Here is a 25,332-nt window from a genome sequence, read left to right as displayed (position 1 = left end):
ATTGAACAGGCCGCACAGGCCACTCCCGAAAATGCTGATGGACAGACTTCGATTCCTCACAAAAACAATAAAGACAGCTCGACCTTACCTTGAGGTTAATGGCATTTTTCGGGCTGGGTCTTTCTTCTCGGCGGGTGACGGAATCGCCGTCACCCGGCATAAGAACTTTTTTTGTCCTCTTTGACGCGATGGATCAAATGCCCCCTGAAGAATGTTTCTGCGAGATGGTCCGGCTGCAGTGATGACGCGTCTTTTTCCGCTCTGGGCCATTGTGGTGTCCGGGCTTGCCCTTCTCCTGCCCGGACCGTTTCTGACACTCGTTCCCGTCATCACGCCGCTTCTGGCGTTCGTCATGTTCACGATGGGCGTTTCCCTGACCCCGGCCGATTTCGGGCGAATTCTCCGCAGGCCCGCGCCGGTTCTGGCAGGGGTGGGGCTGCACTATCTCGTCATGCCGCTTGCGGCGTGGGGGATCGCGCATCTGCTGGGACTGTCGCCTGCGCTGATGACGGGCATGGTGCTGGTAGGGTGCGTGTCGAGTGGTACGGCGTCCAACGTCATGATCTATCTGTCACGTGGGGATGTTGCGCTTTCCGTCAGCATCAGTGCGTTTTCAACGCTCGTCGGGATCGTTGCGACGCCGCTTCTGGTGCGGTTCTATGTCTCGGCGGGCGTTGCGGTGGATAGCTGGGCGCTGTTTCGCAGCATCGTGACGATGGTGGCACTTCCCGTTCTGGCTGGTGTTGTTCTCAATACTTTCTGTCATCGGGCGGTACGACGCGTCGAGCCGGCTCTGCCGCTGGTGGCCATGATGTCGATCCTGCTCATTATCGGAGCGATCGTGGCCGGTGTGGGGCCGTCTCTGAAGGAGGCCGGTCCCATCATGCTGCTGGCTGTCATCCTGCATAACGGGGTCGGGCTTCTGGGGGGCTACTGGGGCGGCCGTTTGCTCGGGTTTGACGAAAGTGTCTGCCGGACGCTGGCGTTGGAAGTCGGGATGCAGAATTCGGGGCTGGCCGCCACGCTGGGGCGTCTTTACTTTTCCCCGCTGGCCGCACTTCCGGGCGCGGTTTTCTCGGTCTGGCACAATGTTTCAGGGTCCATTCTGGCGTCGCTCTGGGCGTCGCGGCCTATTGTGCGGAAAGACCCGCCGTGTTGACGAGGAACACCATGTCCGTCGCGCGCGTGACCGCCACATAGCAGAGCTGCTGCGTCTCCAGCGGGTTCTGCCGGGCGCGACGGCCGATGTCGCCGAGATCCACGAACACGTTTTTGAACGTGCTGCCCTGCGCCGTATGGACCGTCATGGCATAGATCGCCTGAAGCTGGAGCAGGGCGTTGTGGAAGGCGAAACGGTGACTCCAGCGTCGGTGCTGCTGTTTCGCTTCCTGCACCAGACGCCGGTCCACGGCCTCCAGATCTTTCGGGTTCTGCACGATATGGCCAGTGATTTCCTCGCCCGCCATCGTTAGCAGCGTGACTTCCCATGACGCCAGATCGGCCACCCAGGCTGGAACGTCCTTGCACAGCTCAAACTTGTAGGACAGACGGCCGGGTTTGATGTCCATGACGAGGACTTCCTCGTTCGTGGCGATGGCCTGACGTGGGCCGCTTTCTTCTTGCTGGATGGAAAACGGTGCGCGGGACACCACGCGTTCGCCGGGCATGAAGGGGGTGGGTGTTTCGCCGCCATAACGCCAGAGCCGGACCATCCGGTTGATCTGATGCACCCGTGCATTGGTCCAGCACAGATAGCGGCACCAGTCGTTATCGGCGTCGAATGCGTCGGACAGGAAGGCCTTGCGGACCCAGCTTTCCACATCCTTGGGCAGGAACAGGCCGGTCTGTTCCTGACGGGCATCGCGGACCCAGCTCCAGTCGGCTTCACTGCCCTGACTCTGGCGGATGAGGGTCGCGGCTTCGAGGATCGGATTGCCTGCCGCCTGTCGTACGACGGTGTCGAGATGGGAGCGGGAGGGCACGGAAAACGAGGGGGAGGCGGCTTCTCCAACAGGCGGAAGCTGTGCCGGGTCGCCTACGAACAGCACGAAGCAGTAGCGCAGCAGATCGCGGATCCAGTTCATCAGTTCCGCCGAGAGCATCGAACATTCATCGACGATCACGATGCCATCGGCGATCGTCTGCGGCCGCTTGGAGCGCACGAGCGTCGTGGTCGTGCCCTGTGAGGACGGCTGAAGGCTCAGCAGGCTCTGGATGGTGCGGCAGTCCACGTCCCGGTCCACTTTCGAGCGTAGGACTGCCGTGGCCTTGTGGGTGGGGGCCGTGATGACCACCACCTTTTTCTCGCCCATGAAATGCCGGGCGACGGCCTGCATCAGCGTCGTTTTGCCGCTGCCCGCATATCCCGTCAGCAGATGCGTCGGCAGGCCTGCGGCATGGGCGGCAATGATTTCATCGAGCGCCTGCCGCTGGGAGGGGGTGAGCATGACCATGGGGGCTTTTCTCACATTTTTCCAGCACATGCCATTGCTTCTCCCGTGCAGGGCGGCGCAGTCTCAGCCGTGAAAAGCAGGGAGAAAGCCGGATTTATGGATGTCGCGTCGAATGCCGTTTTCTGGCAGGAAAAATGGGAACGCGGTGAGACGGGCTTTCATGAAGCGGGGGCCAATCCGCTTCTGACCCGCCATATCGCCGCGCTGGACCTGTCTGCCGGAGCGCGGATTTTTGTGCCTCTGTGCGGCATGAGTCAGGACATGGTCTGGCTTGCGGGGCAGGGGTATCGGGTTATCGGATGTGAACTCAGCGATATCGCGGTCGGGTGCTTTTTCGATAATCTCGGCGTCACGCCCGATGTGGTTCAGGTTGGTGCGCTCCGGCGTTTCTCGGCAGGAGGCATCTGTATTTTTGCAGGTAATATTTTCGATTTGACGCCGGATGTCCTTGGCCCGGTGGAGGCCATTTATGACCGTGCCGCGCTGATTGCCCTGCCGGAAGATCTGCGGCGGGTTTATGTCACCCATCTTCTGGCGCTGACTGGCCCCGTGTCGGAACTGCTCGTGACGCTGGCCTATGATCAGTCCTGCCTGAAGGGACCGCCGTTTTCCGTGGACGAGGCCTTTGTGCGCGAAGTTTACGGAGAGGCTTACGAGATCAGGCGTCTGGAAAACCGGGAGGTCGAAGGGGGCCTGAAAGGGCGGTGCCCGGCCTCCGAAAGCGTCTGGCAGTTTAGCCCGTTGCCGGCGCGTTCCTGAAACCTGTGCCCCTTCCCCGGAGAAAGCGGGGAAGGGGTGTGTTGTGTTCAGAAGGCTGCGGACACTGTTCCGAAGAACATACGCGGAGCGGTGGGGTAGCCGGTATAGGTGTTGGCGTCGCCGGCGGCGATCGTGGACCAGGAGCGCGCATTCGTCAGGTTGCTGGCGTTGAACTGGAGCTTGAGACTGTTCATGTGTGGGATCTGGTGGAACGTGTAGCTGGAACTGAAGGCGAGCTGCACGCGCGGTGGCACCATGACGCTGTTGGTGATGGTCCCCGGACGGACGCCCATATAGCTGCCGCTGAACTGGGCGTTGAAGCCGCCCTGATTGTAGTTGACGGCGAACTTGTCGGACCATGCCGGAATGGCCGGAATCTTCTTGTCCTTGGTGGCATAGAGCGTCGCGCCATCCATGAAGTCGTTGCCGTAGATGCTACTGACATAGGACACGGCATCATAGATCGAGAAATGCGGTCCGAAGCGCAGGGTGAACGACATGTCCATGCCGTTTGTCGAGACGCTGCCGAGGTTCGCCACCGTATTGCCGACGCCTGAAATGCCCTGACCCGGCGGTGAAATGGTGCCGAGGCGGTTGAAGAAATCGACGTGATAATATTCGAGCTGTCCGCTGATCCCGGTCAGGATGCGCGTATTGATCGGGTGGCTGGTGCGGAGGCCGGTTTCATAGGTCCAGGACGTTTCCGGCTTGCCGCTGCGCTTGAACTTCTCGAAATCTGCCTGATCGGACACGGCCCACGGAGACGTCGAGCCGTAGCCGGTGGCGGCGAAGGAGTTCATGTTTTCCTGAATATTGGCAAAGAGCTGTTCGTGCTGTGTGACATTCCACAATGCACCGAAAGCGGGCAGGAACGGTTTGTAAGACGGAATGGTGCCACCCGCGACGGTGTGGGTGCTGGTATCGACGATCGTTTTCGCTCCCTTCACCGAAGAGGCGAGGGACTGCGGCAGGGCGGCCACCGGGAGGGTGCCGTTCGTATAGACCATCTCGGACTTGAAGCCCGCCGTCAGCGTCAGGCGTGACGTCACCTTCCAGCTGTCCTGAAGATGCGTGACGAAGGTGTTGGTGTAGAACGCGTTGTTCCACTGCGTGAACAGCGGGTTGGTCGGGCGTGTATAGGGTGTCAGCGTGTCATTCTGCGTCAGCGGATACCAGTAGCGGCCCTGTTCGTTGTTGTTGCGCTCATACCAGCCACCCAGCTCGATGTTGTGATGGCCGAGACGATAATGCAGCGTGCTGATCAGACCGCCGCGATAGTCGCTGTATTCCGTGGTGCGGACGGCGAAACCCGTTCCTCCCGTGGCGTTCCAGACCTTCGGATCAATGCCTGCGACGCTGTAGGTGAACTGCCCGTTCTTGATGTATTTCGTGCCGGTCGGGTCGAGATAGGAGCCGAGGATCGTCAGGATCGCGTTCGTGCGAATGGAGGTTGCCACCACGCCTGCACCGTCGTCGTAGTGGAAGTAAAGCTGGTTGTCCCAGTTCAGGTTCGGGGAGAACCGGTGGGAAATTTTCAGATAGGTCAGATAATCGGTCCGCTGTGCGGCGGAGAAATAATATTTGTTGTTGGGCGTTGCCGGTCCGGCTTTGGTGGAGCTTTCAGCCGGGTATCCTGCCATGGCGGCGTTCAGATCCGGGAAGAAGGCCCCGCGGGCATACAGGTCGGTCGGGGCGGTTAAACCCTGCGTGTTCGGCTCGGCCTTGTTCTGCCAGTCGAAATAGGCGGTGATGGTTGTGTTTTCGCCTTTATGGACGAATTTTCCGTTCACCTGATAACCGCCCTGCCGGTTGGCATTGCCGAGGTTCCACGGACGGGCGTCCTGACGGGCAAACGCCATATAGGCGGAATTGCCTTTGCCGAAATTGCCCGTATCGACCCGCGCGAATGTCCGGAATGTGGAATAGCTGCCAAAGGTCTGGTTGATTGTGGCACCAGCCTTCTGCTTCGGATCGCGCGTGGTGAATTCGATCGTCCCGCCCAGATTGCTGGTCGAAGTCGTGCCCAGCGCACCGGCGCCTGACGACAGGGATGTCGATCCGATGTCTTCACTGATCGCTGCGCGCTGCGGGGACAGGCCGTTATAGTTGCCGTAAGCCCCGGCGCCGAGCGGCACGCCGTCCATCGTGTAGCCGAGCTGGTTCTGGTTGAAGCCATGGACGTAGATACTGGAGTTCTGTTCGTTGTTCCCCCAGGGATCGACGTTGGTGAACGTGACACCCGGCAGCAGATCCAGCGCCTGCATCGGGCTCTGGCCCGGCATGAGCGTCTGCATTTCGTCGCCGCTGACACTCATGACCGAGCGTGTGCGGTGGCCGGTGGCGACGATCTGTTCGATGTCATGCGCCTGCGCTTCACGCAGGCGCTGCGACTTTGGGCGCGCGGAGGGGTCCTTGCGGATGATGACGCCGCCATCCGGCATGGCCTCGGCCTTCAGTCCGCTTCCCCGCAGCAGGCGCCTGACCGCATCGTCGGGCGACAGCGTGCCGTCCACGGCAGGGGCGCGCAGATGGGCCACGGCATCGGAAGTGAAGATGATGTTGCGGCCCGTCTGATGCCCCAGCGTCACGAGGGCCTGCGCCATGGACTGCGGCGCGATGTGCACCGGAGCGGCGGGTGCGGCGAAAGCGCTGGACAGCGAGTGCGTCAGAATGGTCGCGCCTGCCGACAGAAGCAGAACGGTGCGGCGGGGGTAACGGGAGGGCGGGGTCATGGGGCTCGTTTCCTGTCGTCGGGCCTGAAAGCGGTCTCAACAGGAAGACAGATGAAAAACCAAAAACCTCAGCGTTATGCAGCGGTTTTCATCGAAACGTCACAAAGCGATGATTTCATACGTGTTGTGGGCCGGGCGGATCCGCAGGGGCAGCAGATGCGGGAGCATCTGCAAAAACGCATCTCCCTGACGCACGTGATACACGCCGCTCAGACGCTGCGACGCCAGACGCGGCGCGGACAGGACGATCTGGCGGGAAGCGTAACGGTTAATTTCCTCGATCACCTCGGCCAGCGGCTGGTTGCGGAAGACCAGTTCACCGCCCTGCCAGGACAGCAGCGTCTCCAGATCGGGGTAATCAATGTTCCAGCCTCCGTTGCGATACATCCGCAGGCGCTGTCCGGGCATCACCCAGCGTCCCGTTTCACGCAGGGTTGCGGCGGTCAGGAACACCTTGCCCCGGATGGCCGTGACTTCCGTATTGCCGCGATTGATGCGGATATCGGCGGAAGTCTGGTCATGAAGCTGTACCGTCATGCCATCGGCGGAAAGATGGAACGGGTCCGGCCCTGCAACCGAGAGCAGGATCTGCCCGTGACACAGCCGCGCCTGCTGTCCGTTCGGCCCCACTACGAGGCGCGTCTGGGTGTCGAGGCGGCAATCCGTCCGGGGCGTGAGGTGGACATCGCGGATGCTTCCGATCCCGGTCTCCTCGATCCGGCGCGCATGTGCGCCCTCCCACGGGGGAACGGCCAGAAAGACCGTTGCCACCAGTCCGGCCAGCGCATGACGCCGGCTGAGCACGGGGCGCCGGACGGTCTGAGCCGGTTTTGCAACGACGTGGGGCGTGCGCGCGCCTCCGGAGAGTTCCCACAGTTCCGTCAGATGTTCGAAAACCGGTCCGTTCCGGGGATCGCTCGCCAGCCAGTCGCGGAACATGTCATGGTCGAGGGGCGTGCAGTCCTCGGCATGGAGGCGTGCAATCCATTCTGCCGCGCGGAGTTTGATGACATCCATCAGATCGGTATTTCAGTGATCCATCCATGTTGAAAGGAAGATCAGCGCCTTTGCGATATGTTTTTCAACGCTGCTTTCACTGATCGTCAGCGATTGCGCAATATGGCTGTACTTCATTTTTTCAACACGGTTCATCAGGAAGATCTGTCGGGTTCGGTCCGGAAGCTGTTCGCAGCCTTCATGAAAATGCGCCAGCCTTTGTGTTGATTCGTAAATATCCTCCTGCGAGGGCGCGGGATCGGCGACATTGACGAGCGTCTCGAAGTCGTCTGCCGCCTGTACGCAGCCCTGCCGTTCGCGACGGATCGCGTTGAGCGAGGAATTCACGGCGCTTCGGGTGATATAGGCATCCTGATGCTGAACGCTGCCTTCGGGGCGCTCGAAATAGCTCATGAGAGCGTTCTGAAGGTGGTCGTCCGCATCATCCCGACGGGTCCGGGAACGCACCCTGCGATAAAGGCGCAACCATTCCTGCTGACAGCGCATCCATGTTCCCGTTTCTGGATGTTTCCGAATCACCACGCCCTGAAAGGACCCCTCCGGGCTACGGCGCAACAGCGTTTAGGGAATTCGACCGGCCGTATTCGTGACAGTTTCATGAAATGGCGTTTGGGGGAGTGGGCAAATCTCCATTTCATGTGTCCACAGAGCGGAGGGCGTGTGTCCAAAGACCTCTGGAAGCCCGGTTCCGCAGGGAGCCGGGCTTCGTAGGAAAGAACTGCTGCATGGTGTTCATGAAACGTAGAAGCCTGCTGACCGGCCTTGGTGCGGGTCTCCTCCTCTCGACGCGCGTCCGTGCGCTGCGGGCTGCCGTCCCGCGGGATCTGGATAAAAATCCGACTTTCACGGCCACTCCGTTCCAGCTTGGCGTGGCCTCCGGCGATCCGGCTTCGGACGGTCTGGTGCTGTGGACACGCCTTGCACCCGACCCGCTGGAAGAGGCAGGCGGTATGGAGGCTCTCAAACCGGTTCTGGTGGGATGGGAAGTCAGCGAGAACGAAACGTTCTCGAAACCCGTGCAGAGCGGACAGGCGCTCGCCCATCCGGAGCTTGGCCATTCGGTTCATGTCGAGGTTGCGGGGCTGAAGCCGGACCGGCCGTACTGGTACCGCTTTCACATTGCCGGCTATCAGAGCCCGGTTGGCCGGGGGCGTACGCTGCCGATGCCGGGTGCGCCGCTGTCGCGCGTGCGCTTTGCAGCCGCAGGTTGCCAGCATTACGAATATGGCTACTACACCGCCTGGCGCGCCATTGCGAATGAGCCGATCGACTTCGTGTTCCATTATGGCGACTATATTTACGAAGGCGCGGATAGCGGCGATCATCTGCGGGATATCGACGGGCGCAAGGCGCATGTTCTGCGGCGTCATGTCGGGCCGGAATGTTATTCGCTGGACGAATATCGCCGCCGCTATGCCCAGTACAAGCTGGATCCGGATCTTCAGGCCGCCCATGCGGCGACATCGTGGATTGTCAGCTTTGACGACCACGAGATCGACAACAACTGGGCTGGCGATACGGATCAGGACGGCACGCCGCCGGAGATTTTCCGTCTGCGCCGGGCGGTCGGACTACAGGCGTATTACGAGAACATGCCACTGCGGGCGATGTCCATTCCCGATGGCAGCCACATGCAGCTCTATCGCAGCTTCACCTTTGGCGATCTGATGAACATGTTCGTGTTGGATACGCGCCAGTACCGCAGCGATCAGGCGTATGGTGACACAAATGCCGCGCAGGGCAAGGACGTCTGGTCTCCCGAGCGCACCATGATGGGCGCGGAACAGGAGCAGTGGCTGTTTGATGGTCTGGGGCGGTCGGATGCGAAATGGAACCTGCTGGCGCATCAGGTCATGGTCATGGATCTGGCGCATCGGAAGTCCGCCCATTCCGAGCTGACCTACAGCATGGACCAGTGGTCGGGCTATCTTTACAGCCGCAAGCGCCTGCTGGACTTCATCGACACGCATTGCCCAGGCAATGTGGTGAACGTGACCGGAGACGCGCATCGGCACTTCGCCGGAGATCTGCTGATCGAGCCGGGGCGCGGCAAACCGGTTTCGGTGGAGTTTCTCGCGACGTCCATTTCATCGGGAGCGGATGGTCTGGGCGATGACGACCATTTCAGCCGCATCGCCCGCAGCGAGAACCCGCATCTGAAAGCCACGACCGACAAGCGCGGTTACGTTCTGTGCGATGTGGGGCCGGAAGTTTGGCATGCCGATCTGAAGACCATTGATCGGGTCATGGTGCCGGGGGGCAGGCTGTCCACCTATGCCAGCTTTGCGGTTGAGCGTGGCAATCCGGGCCTGCAGAAGGCCTGAGAATGGGGGGGCTGCCTTAGTGGCAGCCACCTTTGCCCGCGCGGTCACAGCCCGAGCAGCCGCCGCAGCCCTTGCCGATTGTGGGTTGCGGGGCGGAGAGGCCGACGGCCGTCCGCACTTTGCCCCATCGGGCGGGAAAGAGGCGGGCGTACCAGTAAATGGCGGCCGCGCAGACGATCAGTACGGCAATAGCAAGTTCAAGCATCAGGGAACTCCCGTAATGGCGCGGGTGATGTGATAGGTCAGGAACGCGGCCAGATAGGCCAGGCCGAACAGATACGCCGCAGCCCACAGAACGGTTTTGATGGACCCGGTTTCCCGACGCATGACAGCCAGCGTGGAAATGCATTGCGGGGCATAGACATACCACGCCAGCAGTGAAAACGCAGTGGCCATGCTCCATTGCGTCGAGAGCAGGGGCAGGAGTTTGTCGGCCGCGCCGTCATCCGTGGCCCCGATGGCGTAGACGGTGGCCAGCGAACTGACCGCCACTTCACGCGCGGCGAGGCCGGGGATGAGCGAGACGCAGATCTGCCAGTTGAAGCCAATGGGTGCGAACACCCATTGCATCAGATGGCCGATCCGGCCCGCCAGACTGTAATCAATCGCGGCACCCGGAGCGCCTGCGGGCGGAAGCGGGAAGCTCGACAACGCCCAGAGCAGCACGTTCAGCGAGACAATAATCGTGCCGACGCGGGAGAGGAACATCACCGCGCGCTGCCACAGTCCGAGCACGAGGCTCCTGAGGTTCGGGCGGCGATAGGACGGCAGTTCGAGCAGCAGCGGATGTTCTTCGGACTTCACGCCCCGCGTCATGACCCGTGCGGCGATCACGCCGCTGACGATGGCGACTGCGTAAAGCCCGAACAGCACCAGCCCCTGAAGCCCGAAAATTCCGAGCACCGTATGATGTGGCACGAACGCGCCGATCAGCAGCGTATAGACCGGCAGACGCGCCGAGCAGGTCATGAGCGGCGCGATCAGGATCGTGACCAGACGGTCGCGCGGGTTCTGGATCGTGCGGGCGGCCATGATGCCGGGAATGGCGCAGGCGAAGCTCGACAGCAGAGGAATAAAGGAGCGTCCGCTCAGCCCGGCCAGCGCCATCAGCCGGTCCAGCAGGAAGGCGGCGCGGGGCAGATAGCCGGATTCCTCAAGGGCCAGAATCCACAAAAACAGGATGAGGATCTGCGGCAGGAACACGATGACGGTGCCCGCACCCGCCAGAACGCCATCGGCCAGAAGGCTGTGCAGAATGCCATCCGGCAGGGGCTTGAGGACGATCTGCCCGAAAGTGGAGATCCCGCTGTCCAGCCCGTCCATGAGCGGCTGCGCCCAGGCGAAGACGGTCTGGAACATGACGAACAGGACGGCAAGAAGGATGACCGGCCCCCAGACGGGATGCAGGAATACGCGGTCCAGCCGATCTGTCAGGCGGTCCGTTCCAGCGGCGGGATCGACGACATGGGTTGCAAGCAGGCGCCGGACTTCCATATGCGGGTCGAGCCCCGCCGGAAGGGGTACGGGTGCGGGCGGGAGGGGGAGATCCAGCGCCTGAAGAAGCGGCATCACGCCCGCACGATTGAGGCTGACGACCGGGACGATGGGCATGTCCAGATCGGCCTGCAATCCGGCTGCGTCGATCTGAAGTCCGTGACGGCGGGCTTCGTCCATCATGTTCAGTGCGACAATAACGGGAAGGCCGAGCTGCTTCAGTTCCAGCAGAAAACGCAGGTGCAGACGCAGATTGGTCGCCGAGATGACGGCCACCAGCATTTCGGGGCGGGGTTCGGTCCGATGGCGTCCGAGACAGACATCGCGTGTGACATCTTCGTCCGGGCTGGTTGAATCAAGGCTGTAGGCGCCCGGCAGGTCGAGCACGCGGATGGTGCGGCCATGGGGTGTTGTGAAGAACCCTTCCTTGCGCTCGACCGTGACGCCCGCATAGTTGGCGACCTTCTGGCGGCTGCCCGTCAGCTGGTTGAACAGGGACGTTTTGCCGCAGTTCGGATTTCCGACGAGGGCGATATGCAAAGGGGAGGCGGGTGTCTGCGGAGACGCGGTTACACTCATGGGGTGTCAGGAAGCGGTCCGCAGGCCAACGCGGGCCGCTTCACCGCGGCGCAGGGCAAAGCGTGACGAGCCCAGACGCACGGCAATCGGATCTCTGCCCATCGGACCGGTCGCGACAACCTGTACGGCCTCGCCGGGGACGAAACCCAGCTCGCCGAGGCGTGTGGCGATCGGGTCCAGGGGCGCACGCTGTTCGACCTTTTCGATCACGGCATGTCCGCCCTTGGGCAGTGTATCCAGATACAACATCAGTTCCGTACCCCGGTGGTGTGGCGGAAGCTCACGGGCTCCGGCCTCTGTCCTAGATAGGCGCATCCGGCCCGTCCGGGAAGGGGAGTGAGAATGATTTGCATCAAGCGTTGTCCGGGGTCCTATGCGGGACTGGAGAAAATTGCCGGATTTTATAATAAATTTTACGAAAATCCGCGCTGATGGGGGCTGTTGCGGACCAACATCCCAAACAAAAAGGGAATATTCGCCTCTTCCGGCAGAACAGAACGTCCGTTTCCCTGCGGGAGACTCGGTTTTTTCGATCGGGAAAAGGCGGATCGGCGTCTGCGGACTGGCAATTCCCGGCGCAGCGGGGCATACACACGCCCTATGGGTGCGCTCAGGAGGCGGGCCCGGATGGGCGGACATGGACCCGCAGGGTGATGTTCGGATGTCTGACTAAAGGGCGGATCCAGGAATGGCACTATCCCAGAAAGAACATGCAGTGGATGTCTGCGAGAACTGTGCGCCGCTGGACGATGACGGCCGCCGTGTCGAGCAGCCCCGCAAGAAGGCCCTGACGAACCGCGTCCGCCGGATTGAGGGGCAGGTCGGCGGTGTTCTCAACATGATCGAGAACGACCGCTACTGCGTGGATATCCTGACCCAGATTTCCGCCATCAAGTCGGCTCTGGATGGTGTGTCCATCCAGATCCTGTCCTCCCACGCCAATGGCTGCGTGCGCCGGGCGGTGCAGGAAGACGGTGGAGAAGACGCGATTGACGAGCTTCTCCAGGTCGTCCGCCGGATGATGCGCTGAAAAAATCCGCGCCTTCAGCGGTCCAGCGTTTCGCCCGGTGCGGACTGGCTCGTCATGCCCATGTCCATTTTCTGACAGGCGGCGCGCTGCTGCTTCATTTTCGGCGTCAGGGGACTGTTCTGTTTGCTGAGCGTCTCCAGACGCGCGCACAGGGCCATTTGCTGATCCATGTTCAGTCCGGCCATCGGGTCCTGTGTTTTGGGGGACGACATGGTCATGGTGCTTTTGCCGCCCATATCCATATGGCTCATGTCCATGCCGGGCATGGACGGATCGGCGTAGGCTGCGACGGTTGTGAAAAGGATGCCCAGTGCGAGGAGGGTTTTGCGCATGATGTGTGACTTTCTTTTATGGGATGTTGGAATCAGAACCAGCTTCGGACGCCGAGGCTGAAGCGGACGGAGCCGGTGTCGTCGTGCTGGTCACGGGCGATCCGGCGGGCCTGGGTGAGATATCCGGAGTAGGTCACGGCCACGTAGGGCGCGAATTTCCGCCAGAGCTCGTATCGCAGGCGCAGGCCGGCATCGACATCCGACAGACCGGCGCCAGCCTGCCGTCCCGTGTCGGACTTCGTGTAAAAATTGAATTCAGCCTGCGGCTGAAGGATCAGGCGGTTGGTCAGCAGGAAATCGTAAGAGCCTTCCACGCGGGCGGCGAAACGTCCGCGGTCGCTGACATAGGCCGTGGCCTCGAACTCGAACTCGTAGAGTGCCAGACCTTCGATGCCGAACGCGCCCCAGGTACGGGTCGGGCCGTCATCGAGATCCATCCGCACGCCGCCCTGAAGGTTCCAGTAGGACGAAATGGAGCGCGTATAGAGGAGTTCGTGGTCGCCATCGCTCAGGCGACCCTTTTCGAGCGTGCCTTCGGATTTGAGCCAGATCTTGTTGTAGTCACCGCCGAACCAGGCTTCGCCATCCCAGCGGAAATCGGTGCCGCCGGGCGCATAGCGGCCTTCAAGCTGGTTGAAGATGCCGTGCAGCCAGGTGCCCTGATCCATGGCGGGTTTGATGTTGCCGATATAGACGACCGGGGTCGCCTCCGGCGCATCGGCGGCGCGATAGACCGTCTGAGCGGCACGGGCTGTGCCGGCCGAAACAGCGAGAGCGGACAGGACTGCGAGGGAGAGGGCGTGTTTCATGCCACGATCACCGTGCGGAACATGCCCAGATCCATGTGATACATCAGGTGGCAGTGATATGCCCACATGCCGGGGGTATCGGCCGTCACGAGATAGCTCAGCTTCGAGCCCGGCTGGGAAATGATGGTGTGCTTGTAGGGGCGGTAATCGCCCTGACCGTTTTCCAGCTCGCTCCACAGACCGTGCAGATGGATCGGATGTTCCATCATGGTGTCGTTGATGAGCGTGAAACGCACCCGTTCGCCGAGTTTGAGGCGGATCGGACCGGATTCCGAGAATTTCCGGCCGTTGAAGCCCCAGATGTAGCGGTCCATGTTGCCGGTCAGATGCAGGATGATTTCCCGCGTCGGCGGTCGCAGATCCGCTCCGGGGCGCGTGGCGCGGAGTTGCTTATAGTTCAGGACGCGGCGGCCGTTGTTTTCCAGCCCGTCGCCGAGGCTGCCGGTGCGGTCGATCGGCATCATGGCGCGCATCTGGTTTTCGACATTGATGGGTGGCGGGCCGGGATCGTCCACTTCCATCTTCGGCATGGCCATGTGGCTCATATCCATGCCTTTCATGTCCATTCCGGCCATGTCGCCATCCATTTTCATGCCGGATATATCGCCCGACATGTCCATGTCCTTCATGCTTTCGCCGGGCTTCATGTTCCCCATGCCCATATCGACCATGGTTCGGACCGGGCGCGGGTCCATGGGGGGCAGGGGGGCGATCATGTCTTCGCGCGGGGCGAGGGTGCCGCGGGCGTAGCCGGTGCGGTCTTCGCTCTGGGCGAAAATGGCATAGGCGCGCTCGTCCGTGGGCTGGACGATCACGTCATAGGTTTCCGCCACGCCGATGCGGAACTCGTCCACGGGGACGGGTTCGATGTCGTTGCCATCCGCCTGCACGACGAGCATTTCGAGCCCCGGGATCCGGATGTCGAAAAACGTCATGGTCGAGCCGTTGATGAAGCGTAGACGTACTTTTTCGCCGGGTTTGAACAGGCCGCTCCAGTTCATGTCCGGGGCGTGGCCGTTCAGCGTATAGGTGTAAATCGCGCCTGAGACGTCCGCGATGTCGGTCGCGGCCATGCGCATTTTTGACCAGGCCAGACGGTCCGCGAGGGCAGCCCCGGCGCTTCCCGCTTCGCGTGCTTCCTTCGGAAAGGATGCGGCCGTGCGCTGGCGGAAGACGTAATAGTCGTCCTGCATCTTGAGGTTGCTGACGATGTCATGGGGCATGACATCCGTCCATTCGGCGAGGAAAATGACGTAATCGCGGTCGCAGGCGTTCGGGTCCGGTCGGCGCGGGTCGATCACCATCGCACCATACAGGCCCATCGCTTCCTGCATCCCGGAATGGCTGTGATACCAGTAGGTGCCGCTCTGATGGAGTTTGAAGCGGTAGGTGAAGGTCTCGCCGGGTGCGATGCCGCCGAAGCTCAGCCCCGGTACGCCGTCCATGTTCGCGGGCGTGCGGATGCCGTGCCAGTGGATCGAGGTCGGTTCATCCAGCGTGTTGGTCACGTTAATGCTGACGGTATCGCCCTGTTTGAAGCGCAGGATCGGACCGGGCACCGTGCCGCCGACGGTCGGGGCGTGCATGGTCTTGCCATCAAGCGAAATGCGCGTGTGGCCGACCTTCAGATCCCACCGCTCAGAGGGGTGGGGGGGTATAATGCCGGAAGAGGCCCTGAGAGGAGAACCTCCAGAGGGGGCAGCCTTGGACGAGAGCGCCTGTGAGGTCCGGGGCAGGGCCGCCAGAAGGCCGCCTGCGCCGATCCCCGTCACGAAACGCCGTCGTGTCAGGCCGTCCCGGAAGCGGGACGGAAAGGTCATGAGGATAAATCCGCGAAAATGACAGAAGGTGAGGCCCTGAATGCCCATTGCGGGTAGCAGGACGGGTCCACGCCGGTCAGGCGTGTGTCAGATCGCGCGGGGTTTGGGAGGCGGAGAGGCGGGGATCCAGTCCGTGCCGCTGAAACGGCCCTGCAGGCCGGACGCAAAGGCCTGCGAAGTCGCACGGACCGGGCCGGACGGGTGGATGGACGCCGTTGTCAGCATGGGGTCGGTTGAGACCGCATGGGTGTGGCAGCAGCCTTCGGAAGACTGTTGCGGATGGGGGATGGCATGGAACGCTGAGGTTTTGCAGCAGTCTTTGGCATCCGGCTTCTGGTGATGGGCCATGTGGTGCATTGCCATGGCCATGTGGGGGGCCTCAGATCTGGCCTGCGCGGTGGATGTGCCGAGCAGCAGCCCGACCTGCATGAGCAGGCAGGCCAGCAGGCCGATCCAGATCCGGGCATGTGTCCTGACCATCAGAAATCACCACAGAAGGGGGAGAAACGGAGCGATTCATCGTTCGAATCTGATCTGACCCTATACCCTGCCGGGGGATCGGAAAAGATTATTTTTCCGTGTCTGAAAAAATTATCTTGTCGAATCTGTTTCGGAGGCAATATGAAAATTGCATACCCCGGTGCGGTATATATATCATATTGTTATCGTGGAATAGGAAATATTGCCAGAATCGTTTTATGGTGAATAGTTATATAAACCCTACCCCCGCATCGTATGTGGATATGCCCGTCACCGGGGGAGTTTCTCTCTCTTTCAAGGATTTCGTGACATGACAGAAACAGCGCACATGACGGTCGAGGGCATGTCCTGCAACGGGTGTTCGGGCAAGCTCCAGCGCGCACTTGAAGCCGTAAACGGCGTAACGGGCGTCGATATCGTGCTGGATGGCGGCAAGGTGACGGTCTCTTACGACCCCGCCCACGTTTCGCCCGCAGCGTTCAGGGGCGTCGTCGAAGACACGGGATTTGACGTCGTTTCCTGAAGCAGGAGCACGCCTCCTCCTGAACAGGAGCGTTTCATTGCCAGTCTCAGGCCGCGACACGGCGCTTTTCGTGGAACGGGTTGTTGCATGGGGCTGGCATGTCTCTTTAGGACAGACATTATGACACAGCATGGCATTTCAGTTCGCCGTCGGCTCGGCTTTTCCGCCATTTCCCACCATGCCCTGATCTGGGGCAGCCTGATGGCGGGCGCATGCCCTGCGGCCCTGGCTGATACGGTTGCAGAGCGCGCCAGAAACCACCCGTCTGTCTGCCATGCCACACACAGGGCGCCGCGTCCTGTGCATTGCGGCGTCTCCCGGCGCGCCGAAACTCCTGCCGCGAAGTCTGCGAAAGCCCCTGCTGCGGTCTCCGCCGCAGCCCCTGCCGCAGTCGTATCGCGCTCTTCAGACGATCTGGACGCAGCGGCAGAGGAAAATATTCAGGTTCTGGGGACCAACCACACCTATACGGCGCCTGCCGTTGAGGTCTGGGGGAAAAGCCCCGTGGCGCTCAAGGACGTGCCGCAGTCCATTTCGGTCATCACCCAGCAGCGTATGGAAGATTCCAACATGCTGACGATGGCGGATGCGATGCGGCAGATCAACGGGATTCGCGTCTTTCCCGGCTCTACGGCCAATTCCAATTATTATTCACGCGGATATCAGCTCACGACGTCGATTGATGGGACGCCCAACGCTGCAGGAACGCTGAACAACGCGGCCTTTGATCTGTCAATGTATGACAGGATCGAGGTGCTTCGTGGCTCCTCCGGTCTGTTGCAGGGCGGAGGCGGCGCGGGTGGCGTGGTCAACCAGGTGACGAAAAAGCCTGGTATGGACTTCGCTGCGGGCGGGTCGGCCAGCGTGGGCAGTTTTGACAATTACCGGGTGGATACGGATATCACCATTCCGCTGAACCGCTCCAAGACGGTGCGTTTCCGGACGGCCGACCTGTATCAGGACAACCATTTTTTCTACAAATACTCCCATTCGCGCAAATGGCAGGCCTATGGCGCGCTGGAGTGGGATGTTACGCCCACGACGACGTTCATGGTCTCTCATGCTGCCCAGCAGCAGGACATTACGGCACCTTATTATGGTCTGCCGCTGACCACGGCCAATACGCTGTGGTCCGGCAACCGGGATGCGAACCCGAGCCAGAGCTGGGGGTATTCGAACTACATGACGCAGCAGACGATTGCGTCCATCACCCAGAAGCTCTGGGGGGACTGGACGGCGACGGCCCGCGCCACGTTCTATGACCAGGACTACAATATTTTCTATAACGAGCCCTGGAACAAGATCAGTCCCACGACCGGAAAGCTTCAGTACCGGGATCAGGGGATTGCCAAATACAGAGGCTCCAACACGTCCCGCTCCGCGGATGTGTATGCTCAGGGCAGTTTCAAGCTGCTCAACAGGACGCATCATGCGCTGTTCGGGTTCAACTACAATTCCTATGAGCAGATTACGCAGTATGCGAATGTGAACTGCAACAATATCTACAACAATATCAGCCTCGAAAACACCAATGCCGTTCCCCAGCCTCCGGCAAGCTGCTTTGATTACAAGCAGAATGCCGATGGATACGGGACGGATGACTATGCCTATCAGTGGGGGTTCTATGGTCAGCTTCGGCTGGAGGTGATCCGGCACCTGTCCCTGATTCTGGGTGGGCGTGTTTCACGCTACTATGAGAAGCTTCAGAAGATTTCTCCTGCCCCGAAGGGGGAGTGGGTCAATCAGGCTGATCTGCGCGGGCAGCTCACCCCCTATCTGGGAACGGTTTACCAGATCACGCCGAACATCTCATGGTATGCCAGTTATGCCAGCATTTTCACGCCGGCCGTCGGCAGGCAGACCTATGGTGGGGGCGGTCTTGCGCCACAGGAAGGCAATCAGGTCGAGACCGGGTTCAAGGCGGAATATTTCCGCGGACGCCTGAACATCTCGTCCGCGCTGTTCCGGATGGAAAGCATCAACCAGCCGGTGCAGGATCCATATCACTCGCAGTTCTACGTCACGACCGGTCCGATCCGCCGTCAGGGCTGGGAAGCGCAGGTTGATGGCCAGATCCTGCCGGGGCTCGACGTATCCATTGGGTATACCTATCTGGATACGAAGGTTTCGAACTCGAAGGTCAGCGACTTCGGGGGTGTTTTCTCACCGCACCACATGTTCAAGTCCTGGGTACATTACAATGTCCAGGATGGTTTTCTCAAAGGCCTGAACGTGGGGGCGGGAATTAATGCGAACAGCAATCTGCGCGGCAGTTACGCCACGACCATCCAGGGCGGTTACATGACTCTGGATGCCATGGCGGGGTATCGGTTCAACCGCCACCTGCGGCTTCAGCTTAACGCAACAAACCTGACCAACCGGTATTATTACGAGCGTGCCAGCGGTCAGTGGCAGTTCAACTTCCCGGCTGCCCCGCGCAGCTTCATGGCGACGCTTCGTGCAAACTACTGACGACGCAACCCCGCCACATTCCCTTGCGGACTGGAAGGTTCTTTTTCCTTACTGGAAGTCCGAAGAGAAGTGGTGGGCCTGGTCCCTTCTGGGCGGGACCATCGGGCTGTCCGTGCTCTACGTTCAGTCCGCCGTCTGGTTCGGGGCCTGGTATCACCGGTTTTTCGATGCGTTCTTTGCAGGAGAGGTCGGGCGCTGTCTGGGGATGCTGCCGTTTTACCTTCTGGTGACGCTCGGCTCCGTGGGGGTTCATGCGACCCAGACCTATCTGACGCAGGTTCTCTCGATGCGGTGGCGTCTGTGGAACACGAAAGTCTATCTGCGGCAGTATCTGTCGGAAGAGGCATATTACCGGCTTGAACATGGCCCGAACCGGGCCGACAACCCCGACCAGCGTATTGCGGACGATCTGTCCCAGATGACGGTCCAGACGCTCAAACTGGGGCTGGACGCCATTGATGCGGTGACCACGCTGCTGTCTTTCGCGGTCGTTCTTTGGAACATCGGAGGGGTATTGTCCTTCGACTGGCATGGTCATCATTTCCACATTCCCGGCTATCTTTTTCTGGGAGCGGTCCTCACGTCGCTGGTGGCTTCCGGGATACTGGAGCGCTTCGGCGCGCCGCTGATCGGTGCGAACTACCGACAGCAGCATTTCGATGCCGATCTGCGTGCCGGGCTGATGGATGTGCGGCGTAATTCGGAGCAGATCGCCTTTTATGGGGGCGAAAATGCCGAGCAGTTGCGGTTGTCCGGCTATCTGACCCATATCGCCACCAACTGGCGCACCGTTGTGCGGTATACGTGGCGGGTCAATTTCATCAGCGAGTTTTATACCGGAGTCGCAACGATACCGCTCTGGCTGATGCTGGCCCCCAAAGCGATGGCTCATGCCCTGAGTTTCGGGCTCTATTCGCAGATCAATTCGGCCTATACGCAGGTCCGGATCAGTCTGGAATGGTTCATTTTCAATTATGCCGATCTGGCGACCCTGCGTTCGGTGCTTCAGCGTCTGGGCGAGTTCGAGCGGGTTGTCAGTCAGTCGTCCCGGAGCGGGATTGTACGTTTCGCTTCCGAAACACCTGTCGTGCAGATTCGCGACCTGACGCTGGACCGGCCGGATGGGGCGCCGATTGCGCGGATTGGCGATCTGACAATACAGGCTGGCGAACGCTGGCTGGTGCGTGGGCCGTCCGGTTCCGGAAAAAGCACCTTTTTGCGTGCGCTGGCCGGGCTGTGGCGTCACGGGCGAGGAGAGGTCTCTTTCAATATGAGACAGGCCATGTTTCTGCCCCAGCGCAGTTATGTTCCGTCCGGGACCCTGCGTCAGGCGCTGAGCTATCCCGCGACGCCAGACCATTACGACACAGCGTTCTGTCAGCAGGCTCTGGAAGCCGTCAATCTGGCGGGATACGGCCATCGGCTGGATGAAGCTGCGGACTGGGGGGCTGTGCTGTCTCCGGGCGAGCAGCAGCGTCTGGCGGTGGCGCGGGCGTTGCTGTTCCGGCCTGCAATCCTGTTTCTGGACGAGGCGACGTCTGCTCTGGACGACGTCAATGAACGTCGTCTTTACGAGGCCCTTCTTTTCTTTTTGCCCCACACCACATGCGTCAGTGTGGCGCATCATGATGCGCTGCGTGTTTTTCATGATCGCGAGATTGTTCTCGGGAGTGGAAAAGCTGCTTTTTCTGCACTTGAAAAATAGGGGTATGGGGTATATTTCTTGTGGAGCTTTCCTCCCGTCTTCCTAGCCGACAGGACCCTTTCCAGATGTCAGAAACGATCAGTTTCCCCGTCGGCGGCATGACCTGCGCCGCCTGTGCCGCGCGGATCGAAAAAGTCCTCAACCGTCAGGAGGGCGTCAGTGCGACCGTTAATTTCGCCTCCGAACGTGCGCAGGTCGCTTTTGAAAATGCCTCCTCCTCCATCGAGACTGTTGTGGCCGCCGTGCGCCGCGCGGGCTTTTCCGTGGACGAGCAGAGCCTTGACCTGTCGCTGTCGGGCATGACCTGTGCGGCCTGTGCGGCGCGGATCGAAAAGATCCTGAACCGTCAGCCTTCCGTGCAGGCCAGCGTCAATTTCGCGGCTGAGCGGGCGCATATCAATTATATTTCTGGCGTGGTCGAGCCGGCGTTTCTGATCGGGAAGATCGAGAAGGCCGGTTTTGGCGCAACAAGACTGGACGAGGGAACGCGGGAAGACCCGAAGGCCAAGCGCGAGGCCATCTGGAAGCGGGAGCGCAACCGGTTCATCCTGACGCTCGTCCTGTCCCTTCCGCTCTTTGCCGAGATGATCGGCATGTTCTTCGGGCGCATGATCGTACCGGTTCCAGTGCAGTTTCTGTTCGCCACGATCGTGCAGTTCGTGTGCGGGGCGCATCTGTATCGCAGGGCCTGGAATGCGGTGCGAGGCGGTTCGGCCAATATGGATGTGCTGGTCGTTCTTGGGACGTCTATCGCCTGGCTGTTCAGTGCGGTTGTTGTGGTGTTCGGGCTGCATCAGCATGTCTATTTCGAAGCCAGTGCGTCCATCATCACGCTGATTTCGCTCGGCAAGCTCATGGAAACGCGGGCCAAGAACCGGACCAGCGCCGGGATCGAAAGCCTGCTTCAGCTTCAGCCTCAGATTGCGCATGTCGAGCGTGACGGCGTGATCGTGGACCGGGCCGTGGCGGACATGCATGTCGGCGATATTTTCGTCGTGCGTCCTGGTGAAAGTGTGCCGGTGGACGGAGAGGTCCTTGAAGGGGCGTCCGAAGTCAACGAATCCATGCTGACGGGTGAGAGCGTGCCGGTTCTCAAGGAAGCCGGGCAGGACGTGTTTGGCGGGACGATGAACGCCAATGGGGCGCTGCGTGTCAGGGCCACGGGCGTTGGCGCGGATACCGCACTGGCGCGGATCGTGAAAATGGTCGAGCAGGCGCAGGGCTCCAAGGCGAATGTGCAGCGTCTGGCCGATCGGGTTTCGGGTATTTTCGTCCCGGCCGTTATCGGGATTGCGGTGCTGACGTTCCTGATCGGCTGGGCTGTGACCGGATCTGCGGTCTGGAGTCTCGTTTCTGCCGTGTCCGTTCTGGTCATTGCCTGCCCGTGTTCGCTGGGTCTGGCCACGCCGACGGCCATCATGGTGGGGACGGGGCGTGGCGCACAATCCGGTATTCTGTTTCGCAATGCCGATGCGCTGGAGCGGGCCGAAAAGCTGAAGACCATTATTGTCGACAAGACCGGTACCCTGACCCTGGGGCGCCCGACTGTTGCGGTGGTTCATCCGGCAGCGGGTATTCCCGTGGATACGCTTCTGGGCGTTGCTTACGCCCTTGAGCACAACTCGGAGCACCCGCTGGCCCGGGCGATCGTGGACTATACGCAGAGCAATGGTGTCAGCGCGTCTGTAGCAGCAGAGGGTTTTGAAGCTGTTCCCGGCAAGGGCGTTATTGCCCGGATCGACGGGCAGGAAGCACGGCTGGGGTCTCCTGCTTTCATGCAGGACAGCGGGCTGGACCTGTCGTCCCTGCCGGTCGCCGCGCTGGAAAGCGAAGGCAATACCGTCATTGCCGTAGCGCGGGCCGGAGAGGTTCTGGGCATCATCGCGCTGGCGGATGAACTGCGGACCGATGCCGTGACGACCGTGCAGGCTCTGAAAGCGCGCGGCATTCGTGTTGTGATGCTGACGGGCGATAACGAACGCGCGGCTTCGGTCGTGGCGCGACAGGTCGGTGTGGATGAGTATCTGGCAGGCGTTCTGCCAGAGCACAAGGCCGAAGGCGTGGCGAAATACCGTGCTCAGGGCGATCTGGTGGGCATGGTGGGCGATGGCATCAACGATGCGCCTGCTTTGGCAGCGGCAGATGTCGGATTTGCCATCGGTGCCGGGTCTGCCGTGGCACTCGATACGGCGGATGTCGTGTTGATGAAAAGCGAAATGACCGGGGTTCTGGACGCAATTTCCCTGTCCAGCGCTACCCTGTCCAAGATCCGGCAGAACCTGTTCTTCGCCTTCATTTACAACATTCTGGGCCTGCCGCTGGCGGCATTCGGCATGTTGAATCCGATCGTGGCGGGGGCGGCCATGGCCATGAGTTCTGTCTCGGTGGTGAGCAATTCCCTGTTGCTCAACCGCTGGAAACCTTCCGGCCGTCAGGCCTGAGGGCGTCTGCTCCGGGTTACTGGACCCGGAGCGGCAGCCGCCTTCTGGCGAAATCGAGCATGGCTGTTGCGCCATGCTCCCACAGGCCCAGCGGTTCGCTGCTGCCGATATGGCCCGCAGCGCCGGCTTCCAGAAAATCCGACTGCCAGTGTCCGGCCAGTTCGCGCGCGCGGGGCAGGGATAGCCAGGGATCGTTGCTGCTGGCCATGACGGCCGAGGCGGCGGGCAGAGGCGTTGCAGGCAGGGGGCCGAACGCACGGATGAGCGCGACATCCGGATGTGTCGTCTGGTCGATATCGGCCGGGGCCACCAGAAAGGCTCCGGCAACGCGCCGCCCGCCATGACGTGTCAGCCATTTTGCGGTCAGCACGGCGCCGAGACTGTGTGCGATCAGGAAAGCCGGGCGTGTTGAGGTTTCGACAGCCTCCGTCAGGGCGGCTTCCCAGTCTGCGGGATCTGGTGTTTCCCAGTCCTTCTGATGCAGGCGGCGCAGGCCGTAAGCCTGCTCCCAGTGTGACTGCCAGTGATCCGGGCCCGAGCCGAACAGGCCCGGCACCAGAAGCAGATCGACCTGCTGTCCGAGGGTGTGGAATGCTCTGGCGATGTTGGGCTGCGCCGTCCCGGGCAGGCCATGCGTGGCCCAGGCGGGATCGAAAGATGTGGGACGGCCGGAAAACAGGTTCATGACGTTATCTCCTCTCAGCCCTCCCGACTCTTCTTCAAGAGACCGGAACAGGATTCGAGTTTAATAACGAACATATATGGATATTAAATAAAATAACTTTATAAAAAAGTTATTTTGCGACTCTCAGGACAGGCCGTCGAAAAGCTGCGTGGAGAGATACCGTTCCGCGAAGGACGGCACGATCGCCACGATCGTCTTGCCGCGGCTGGACGGCTTGCGGGCCAGTTCCATTCCGGCAAACAGGGCAGCGCCCGAGGATATGCCGATGGGGATGCCTTCAACCGCCGCACAGAGGCGCGCGGTGGCAACGGCTTCCTGTTCGGAGACTTCGAAAACGCCATCCAGCGCCTTGAGGTCCAGAGTATCGGGTTCAAATCCCGGCCCAATGCCCTGAATACCATGCGGGCCGGGTTCGTCTCCGTGCAGGATCGCGCTTTCGCGCGGTTCCACGCCGTAGATCTTGATGGATTTTCGATGTTTCTTCAGGCCGTGAGCAATGCCGGAGGCCGTGCCGCCCGTTCCCAGACCGGCGACGACCATATCGACCTTGCCTGCCGTATCTTCCCAGATTTCCTGAGCCGTCGTCTCTTCATGTACGGCGGGATTGGCGTCGTTTTCGAACTGGCTCGGCATCCAGGCGTCGGGGAGGGTGCGGTTGAGCTGTTCGGCGCGTTCGATCGCACCGGCCATACCGCGGGCGGCGGCGGTCAGTTCGGTTTCCGCACCCATCAGGCGCAGCATCTTGCGACGTTCGGTCGACGCATTTTCCGGCATGGTCACGATCAGCCTGTAGCCAAGCGCCACGGCGGCAAAGGCTAGCGAAATGCCGGTATTGCCCGATGTCGGCTCGATCAGGACCGTGCGGCCCGGCGTAATGAGGCCGCGCGCTTCGGCATCCCGCAGCATGGCCACGCCGATGCGGTCCTTGACGGAACCGAGTGGGTTGAAGAATTCCAGTTTGAGGAGCAATCGCCCGTTGAGATGCTCACGCTGGGTCAGGTGAGGCAGCGCGACCAGCGGGGTGCCTCCTACCGTTTCCAGAAAAGAGTTGAAAACGCGTCCCCGGGGGGCTGCATAACCCTCGAACGGGGCGGGGGACAACGGAACCTTCTTGCTCATGATTTCCACTTAACATGGAAAACGGGGGGAAGGGCAGACGGTAAATGATGGGGTTTGCGACAACATATAAATAACTTAACTAAAACGTATTTACAGATATCACATCATGTTCATACGTTATATGTTGACGCTGCGTGTCCGGGTGTCGTATTCGACATTCTGAAGTGACGTCCACAGAAACAGGGCCAGTCGGTCGATGATGTGTCGAATGTGTAGCTCGCAGCAATCGCGCTGCTTCTTTTCAGGTCCGGAGGCATTTGCCTCCGGCATGTCACAACGCCTGACATAGAATTGTCGGGCTCTTTCTTCAGGGTCCGGCATCATGCTTGGTTCAACCATTATCGAAATCAACGGCGTCTTTCTCGGCGCGGCCATTCTGGTCAGCAGCAGCGGGAAACGGCGCTTTTATGCCGCGCATGACAGCGTGCGTGCGCTTCATAATGAACTCCTTCCCGATCTGGGGACGCTCCAGCAGCGCATTCGTCTGCATGTGCGCAAACCGGCCCTCGATCTCGCCTGATTGCGAAGAGCCTCTTCTGTCCGGGTGGTTTCGTGCTG

The 25,332-nt window shown here is 60.8% G+C and carries 22 protein-coding genes; 9 read left to right on the top strand and 13 right to left on the bottom strand.

All coding sequences use genetic code 11. From position 1 onward, the window contains the following. Positions 1-238: 238 nt before the first annotated feature. Entirely contained in the window at positions 239-1,159 is a 921-nt protein-coding gene (panS, locus tag GAL01_RS07285; RefSeq protein WP_062028530.1) for a ketopantoate/pantoate/pantothenate transporter PanS, read from the top strand. Here panS and GAL01_RS07280 read toward each other — a convergent pair. Continuing rightward, a complete protein-coding gene (locus GAL01_RS07280; protein ID WP_062028471.1) occupies positions 1,131-2,453 on the bottom strand; it encodes an ATP-dependent DNA helicase in 1,323 nt (440 codons plus the stop codon). The genes panS and GAL01_RS07280 overlap by 29 nt on opposite strands. Between GAL01_RS07280 and tmpT the strand changes: the two genes are divergently transcribed. Further along, positions 2,397-3,212 carry a thiopurine S-methyltransferase gene (tmpT, locus tag GAL01_RS07275; RefSeq protein WP_306417708.1) on the top strand — a complete coding sequence of 272 codons (816 nt, stop codon included), beginning with the start codon at positions 2,397-2,399 and terminating at the stop codon, positions 3,210-3,212. The genes GAL01_RS07280 and tmpT overlap by 57 nt on opposite strands. Positions 3,213-3,259: 47 nt before the next feature. Here tmpT and GAL01_RS07270 read toward each other — a convergent pair whose 3' ends face one another. From GAL01_RS07270 to GAL01_RS07260, 3 genes are all read right to left on the bottom strand, one after another. Then, a complete protein-coding gene (locus GAL01_RS07270) occupies positions 3,260-5,944 on the bottom strand; it encodes a TonB-dependent receptor plug domain-containing protein (RefSeq protein WP_062028528.1) in 2,685 nt (894 codons plus the stop codon). 99 nt (positions 5,945-6,043) lie between these two features. Beyond that, a complete protein-coding gene (locus GAL01_RS07265) occupies positions 6,044-6,961 on the bottom strand; it encodes a FecR family protein (protein WP_062027547.1) in 918 nt (305 codons plus the stop codon). A gap of 12 nt (positions 6,962-6,973) precedes the next feature. After that, a complete protein-coding gene (locus tag GAL01_RS07260; protein ID WP_062027549.1) occupies positions 6,974-7,447 on the bottom strand; it encodes an RNA polymerase sigma factor in 474 nt (157 codons plus the stop codon). Between the two features lie 239 nt (positions 7,448-7,686). Here GAL01_RS07260 and GAL01_RS07255 point away from each other — a divergent pair, with 239 nt between their 5' ends. Further along, on the top strand, positions 7,687-9,285 hold the full coding sequence (locus tag GAL01_RS07255; protein ID WP_062027551.1) for an alkaline phosphatase D family protein: 1,599 nt from the start codon (positions 7,687-7,689) through the stop codon (positions 9,283-9,285). A 16-nt stretch (positions 9,286-9,301) separates the two neighbouring features. On the opposite strand, the gene GAL01_RS07250 is transcribed toward GAL01_RS07255, so the two are convergent. From GAL01_RS07250 to GAL01_RS07240, 3 genes are read right to left on the bottom strand one after another with little or no spacing between them, the layout of a single operon-like run. Beyond that, positions 9,302-9,490: a hypothetical protein gene (locus GAL01_RS07250; RefSeq protein ID WP_062027553.1), complete on the bottom strand. Its 189-nt coding sequence runs from the start codon at positions 9,488-9,490 to the stop codon at positions 9,302-9,304. Continuing rightward, a complete protein-coding gene (feoB, locus tag GAL01_RS07245; RefSeq protein WP_062027555.1) occupies positions 9,490-11,358 on the bottom strand; it encodes a ferrous iron transporter B in 1,869 nt (622 codons plus the stop codon). The genes GAL01_RS07250 and feoB overlap by 1 nt, the downstream gene beginning before the upstream one ends. 6 nt (positions 11,359-11,364) lie before the next feature. Continuing rightward, positions 11,365-11,607, bottom strand: a complete 243-nt coding sequence (locus tag GAL01_RS07240; RefSeq protein ID WP_082790610.1) for a FeoA family protein — start codon at positions 11,605-11,607, stop codon at positions 11,365-11,367. Between the two features lie 439 nt (positions 11,608-12,046). On the opposite strand from GAL01_RS07240, the gene GAL01_RS07235 reads away from it, so the two are divergent. Next, a complete protein-coding gene (locus GAL01_RS07235) occupies positions 12,047-12,388 on the top strand; it encodes a metal-sensitive transcriptional regulator (RefSeq protein ID WP_062027560.1) in 342 nt (113 codons plus the stop codon). 14 nt (positions 12,389-12,402) lie between these two features. Here GAL01_RS07235 and GAL01_RS07230 read toward each other — a convergent pair whose 3' ends face one another. The 4 genes from GAL01_RS07230 to GAL01_RS07215 form a co-directional block, all read right to left on the bottom strand. Continuing rightward, a complete protein-coding gene (locus tag GAL01_RS07230; protein WP_062027561.1) occupies positions 12,403-12,720 on the bottom strand; it encodes a hypothetical protein in 318 nt (105 codons plus the stop codon). Positions 12,721-12,752: 32 nt separating this feature from the next. Then, the gene (locus tag GAL01_RS07225) at positions 12,753-13,529 is read right to left on the bottom strand and encodes a copper resistance protein B (protein ID WP_062027563.1); all 777 of its coding nucleotides are present in this window, start codon (positions 13,527-13,529) and stop codon (positions 12,753-12,755) included. Further along, positions 13,526-15,349: a copper resistance system multicopper oxidase gene (locus GAL01_RS07220; protein ID WP_062027569.1), complete on the bottom strand. Its 1,824-nt coding sequence runs from the start codon at positions 15,347-15,349 to the stop codon at positions 13,526-13,528. Before GAL01_RS07220 ends, GAL01_RS07225 begins: the two co-directional genes overlap by 4 nt. A gap of 87 nt (positions 15,350-15,436) precedes the next feature. Further along, on the bottom strand, positions 15,437-15,829 hold the full coding sequence (locus tag GAL01_RS07215; protein ID WP_062027565.1) for a hypothetical protein: 393 nt from the start codon (positions 15,827-15,829) through the stop codon (positions 15,437-15,439). A gap of 310 nt (positions 15,830-16,139) precedes the next feature. Here GAL01_RS07215 and GAL01_RS07210 point away from each other — a divergent pair, with 310 nt between their 5' ends. From GAL01_RS07210 to GAL01_RS07195, 4 genes are all read left to right on the top strand, one after another. Beyond that, on the top strand, positions 16,140-16,352 hold the full coding sequence (locus GAL01_RS07210; RefSeq protein WP_077802164.1) for a heavy-metal-associated domain-containing protein: 213 nt from the start codon (positions 16,140-16,142) through the stop codon (positions 16,350-16,352). Between the two features lie 120 nt (positions 16,353-16,472). Next, entirely contained in the window at positions 16,473-18,824 is a 2,352-nt protein-coding gene (locus tag GAL01_RS07205) for a TonB-dependent siderophore receptor (protein WP_082790611.1), read from the top strand. Beyond that, positions 18,811-20,529, top strand: coding sequence for an ABC transporter ATP-binding protein/permease (locus GAL01_RS07200; RefSeq protein WP_062027567.1), 1,719 nt, complete (start codon positions 18,811-18,813; stop codon positions 20,527-20,529). Before GAL01_RS07205 ends, GAL01_RS07200 begins: the two co-directional genes overlap by 14 nt. A 65-nt stretch (positions 20,530-20,594) precedes the next feature. Beyond that, a complete protein-coding gene (locus tag GAL01_RS07195) occupies positions 20,595-22,970 on the top strand; it encodes a heavy metal translocating P-type ATPase (RefSeq protein WP_099253173.1) in 2,376 nt (791 codons plus the stop codon). Between the two features lie 16 nt (positions 22,971-22,986). On the opposite strand, the gene GAL01_RS07190 is transcribed toward GAL01_RS07195, so the two are convergent. Further along, positions 22,987-23,655, bottom strand: a complete 669-nt coding sequence (locus GAL01_RS07190; protein ID WP_062029915.1) for an RBBP9/YdeN family alpha/beta hydrolase — start codon at positions 23,653-23,655, stop codon at positions 22,987-22,989. Between the two features lie 123 nt (positions 23,656-23,778). After that, positions 23,779-24,774 (bottom strand): cysteine synthase A, encoded by a 996-nt coding sequence (cysK, locus tag GAL01_RS07185; protein WP_062029913.1) that lies wholly within the window; start codon positions 24,772-24,774, stop codon positions 23,779-23,781. Positions 24,775-25,096: 322 nt separating this feature from the next. On the opposite strand from cysK, the gene GAL01_RS07180 reads away from it, so the two are divergent. Further along, complete coding sequence (locus tag GAL01_RS07180; protein ID WP_062029912.1) at positions 25,097-25,294, top strand: hypothetical protein; 198 nt, start codon at positions 25,097-25,099, stop codon at positions 25,292-25,294. Positions 25,295-25,332 lie beyond the last annotated feature (38 nt).

Origin of the sequence: Gluconobacter albidus (genome assembly GCF_002723915.1) — a bacterium.
GTDB classification, from domain to species: domain Bacteria; phylum Pseudomonadota; class Alphaproteobacteria; order Acetobacterales; family Acetobacteraceae; genus Gluconobacter; species Gluconobacter albidus.
This window is presented reverse-complemented; position numbering and strand designations above follow the sequence as displayed.

What these genes read in the sequence shown, in the direction of transcription:
- tmpT (WP_306417708.1), top strand. Translation starts at nt 2,397, where the DNA reads ATGGGCGGCAATGATTTCATCGAGCGCCTGCCGCTGGGAGGGGGTGAG.
- GAL01_RS07280 (WP_062028471.1), bottom strand. Translation starts at nt 2,453, where the DNA reads ATGGTCATGCTCACCCCCTCCCAGCGGCAGGCGCTCGATGAAATCATT.
- GAL01_RS07270 (WP_062028528.1), bottom strand. Translation starts at nt 5,944, where the DNA reads ATGACCCCGCCCTCCCGTTACCCCCGCCGCACCGTTCTGCTTCTGTCG.
- GAL01_RS07265 (WP_062027547.1), bottom strand. Translation starts at nt 6,961, where the DNA reads ATGGATGTCATCAAACTCCGCGCGGCAGAATGGATTGCACGCCTCCAT.
- GAL01_RS07260 (WP_062027549.1), bottom strand. Translation starts at nt 7,447, where the DNA reads ATGCGCTGTCAGCAGGAATGGTTGCGCCTTTATCGCAGGGTGCGTTCC.
- GAL01_RS07255 (WP_062027551.1), top strand. Translation starts at nt 7,687, where the DNA reads ATGGTGTTCATGAAACGTAGAAGCCTGCTGACCGGCCTTGGTGCGGGT.
- GAL01_RS07250 (WP_062027553.1), bottom strand. Translation starts at nt 9,490, where the DNA reads ATGCTTGAACTTGCTATTGCCGTACTGATCGTCTGCGCGGCCGCCATT.
- feoB (WP_062027555.1), bottom strand. Translation starts at nt 11,358, where the DNA reads ATGAGTGTAACCGCGTCTCCGCAGACACCCGCCTCCCCTTTGCATATC.
- GAL01_RS07240 (WP_082790610.1), bottom strand. Translation starts at nt 11,607, where the DNA reads ATGTTGTATCTGGATACACTGCCCAAGGGCGGACATGCCGTGATCGAA.
- GAL01_RS07235 (WP_062027560.1), top strand. Translation starts at nt 12,047, where the DNA reads ATGGCACTATCCCAGAAAGAACATGCAGTGGATGTCTGCGAGAACTGT.
- GAL01_RS07230 (WP_062027561.1), bottom strand. Translation starts at nt 12,720, where the DNA reads ATGCGCAAAACCCTCCTCGCACTGGGCATCCTTTTCACAACCGTCGCA.
- GAL01_RS07225 (WP_062027563.1), bottom strand. Translation starts at nt 13,529, where the DNA reads ATGAAACACGCCCTCTCCCTCGCAGTCCTGTCCGCTCTCGCTGTTTCG.
- GAL01_RS07220 (WP_062027569.1), bottom strand. Translation starts at nt 15,349, where the DNA reads ATGACCTTTCCGTCCCGCTTCCGGGACGGCCTGACACGACGGCGTTTC.
- GAL01_RS07215 (WP_062027565.1), bottom strand. Translation starts at nt 15,829, where the DNA reads ATGGTCAGGACACATGCCCGGATCTGGATCGGCCTGCTGGCCTGCCTG.
- GAL01_RS07210 (WP_077802164.1), top strand. Translation starts at nt 16,140, where the DNA reads ATGACAGAAACAGCGCACATGACGGTCGAGGGCATGTCCTGCAACGGG.
- GAL01_RS07205 (WP_082790611.1), top strand. Translation starts at nt 16,473, where the DNA reads ATGACACAGCATGGCATTTCAGTTCGCCGTCGGCTCGGCTTTTCCGCC.
- GAL01_RS07195 (WP_099253173.1), top strand. Translation starts at nt 20,595, where the DNA reads ATGTCAGAAACGATCAGTTTCCCCGTCGGCGGCATGACCTGCGCCGCC.
- GAL01_RS07190 (WP_062029915.1), bottom strand. Translation starts at nt 23,655, where the DNA reads ATGAACCTGTTTTCCGGCCGTCCCACATCTTTCGATCCCGCCTGGGCC.
- cysK (WP_062029913.1), bottom strand. Translation starts at nt 24,774, where the DNA reads ATGAGCAAGAAGGTTCCGTTGTCCCCCGCCCCGTTCGAGGGTTATGCA.
- GAL01_RS07180 (WP_062029912.1), top strand. Translation starts at nt 25,097, where the DNA reads ATGCTTGGTTCAACCATTATCGAAATCAACGGCGTCTTTCTCGGCGCG.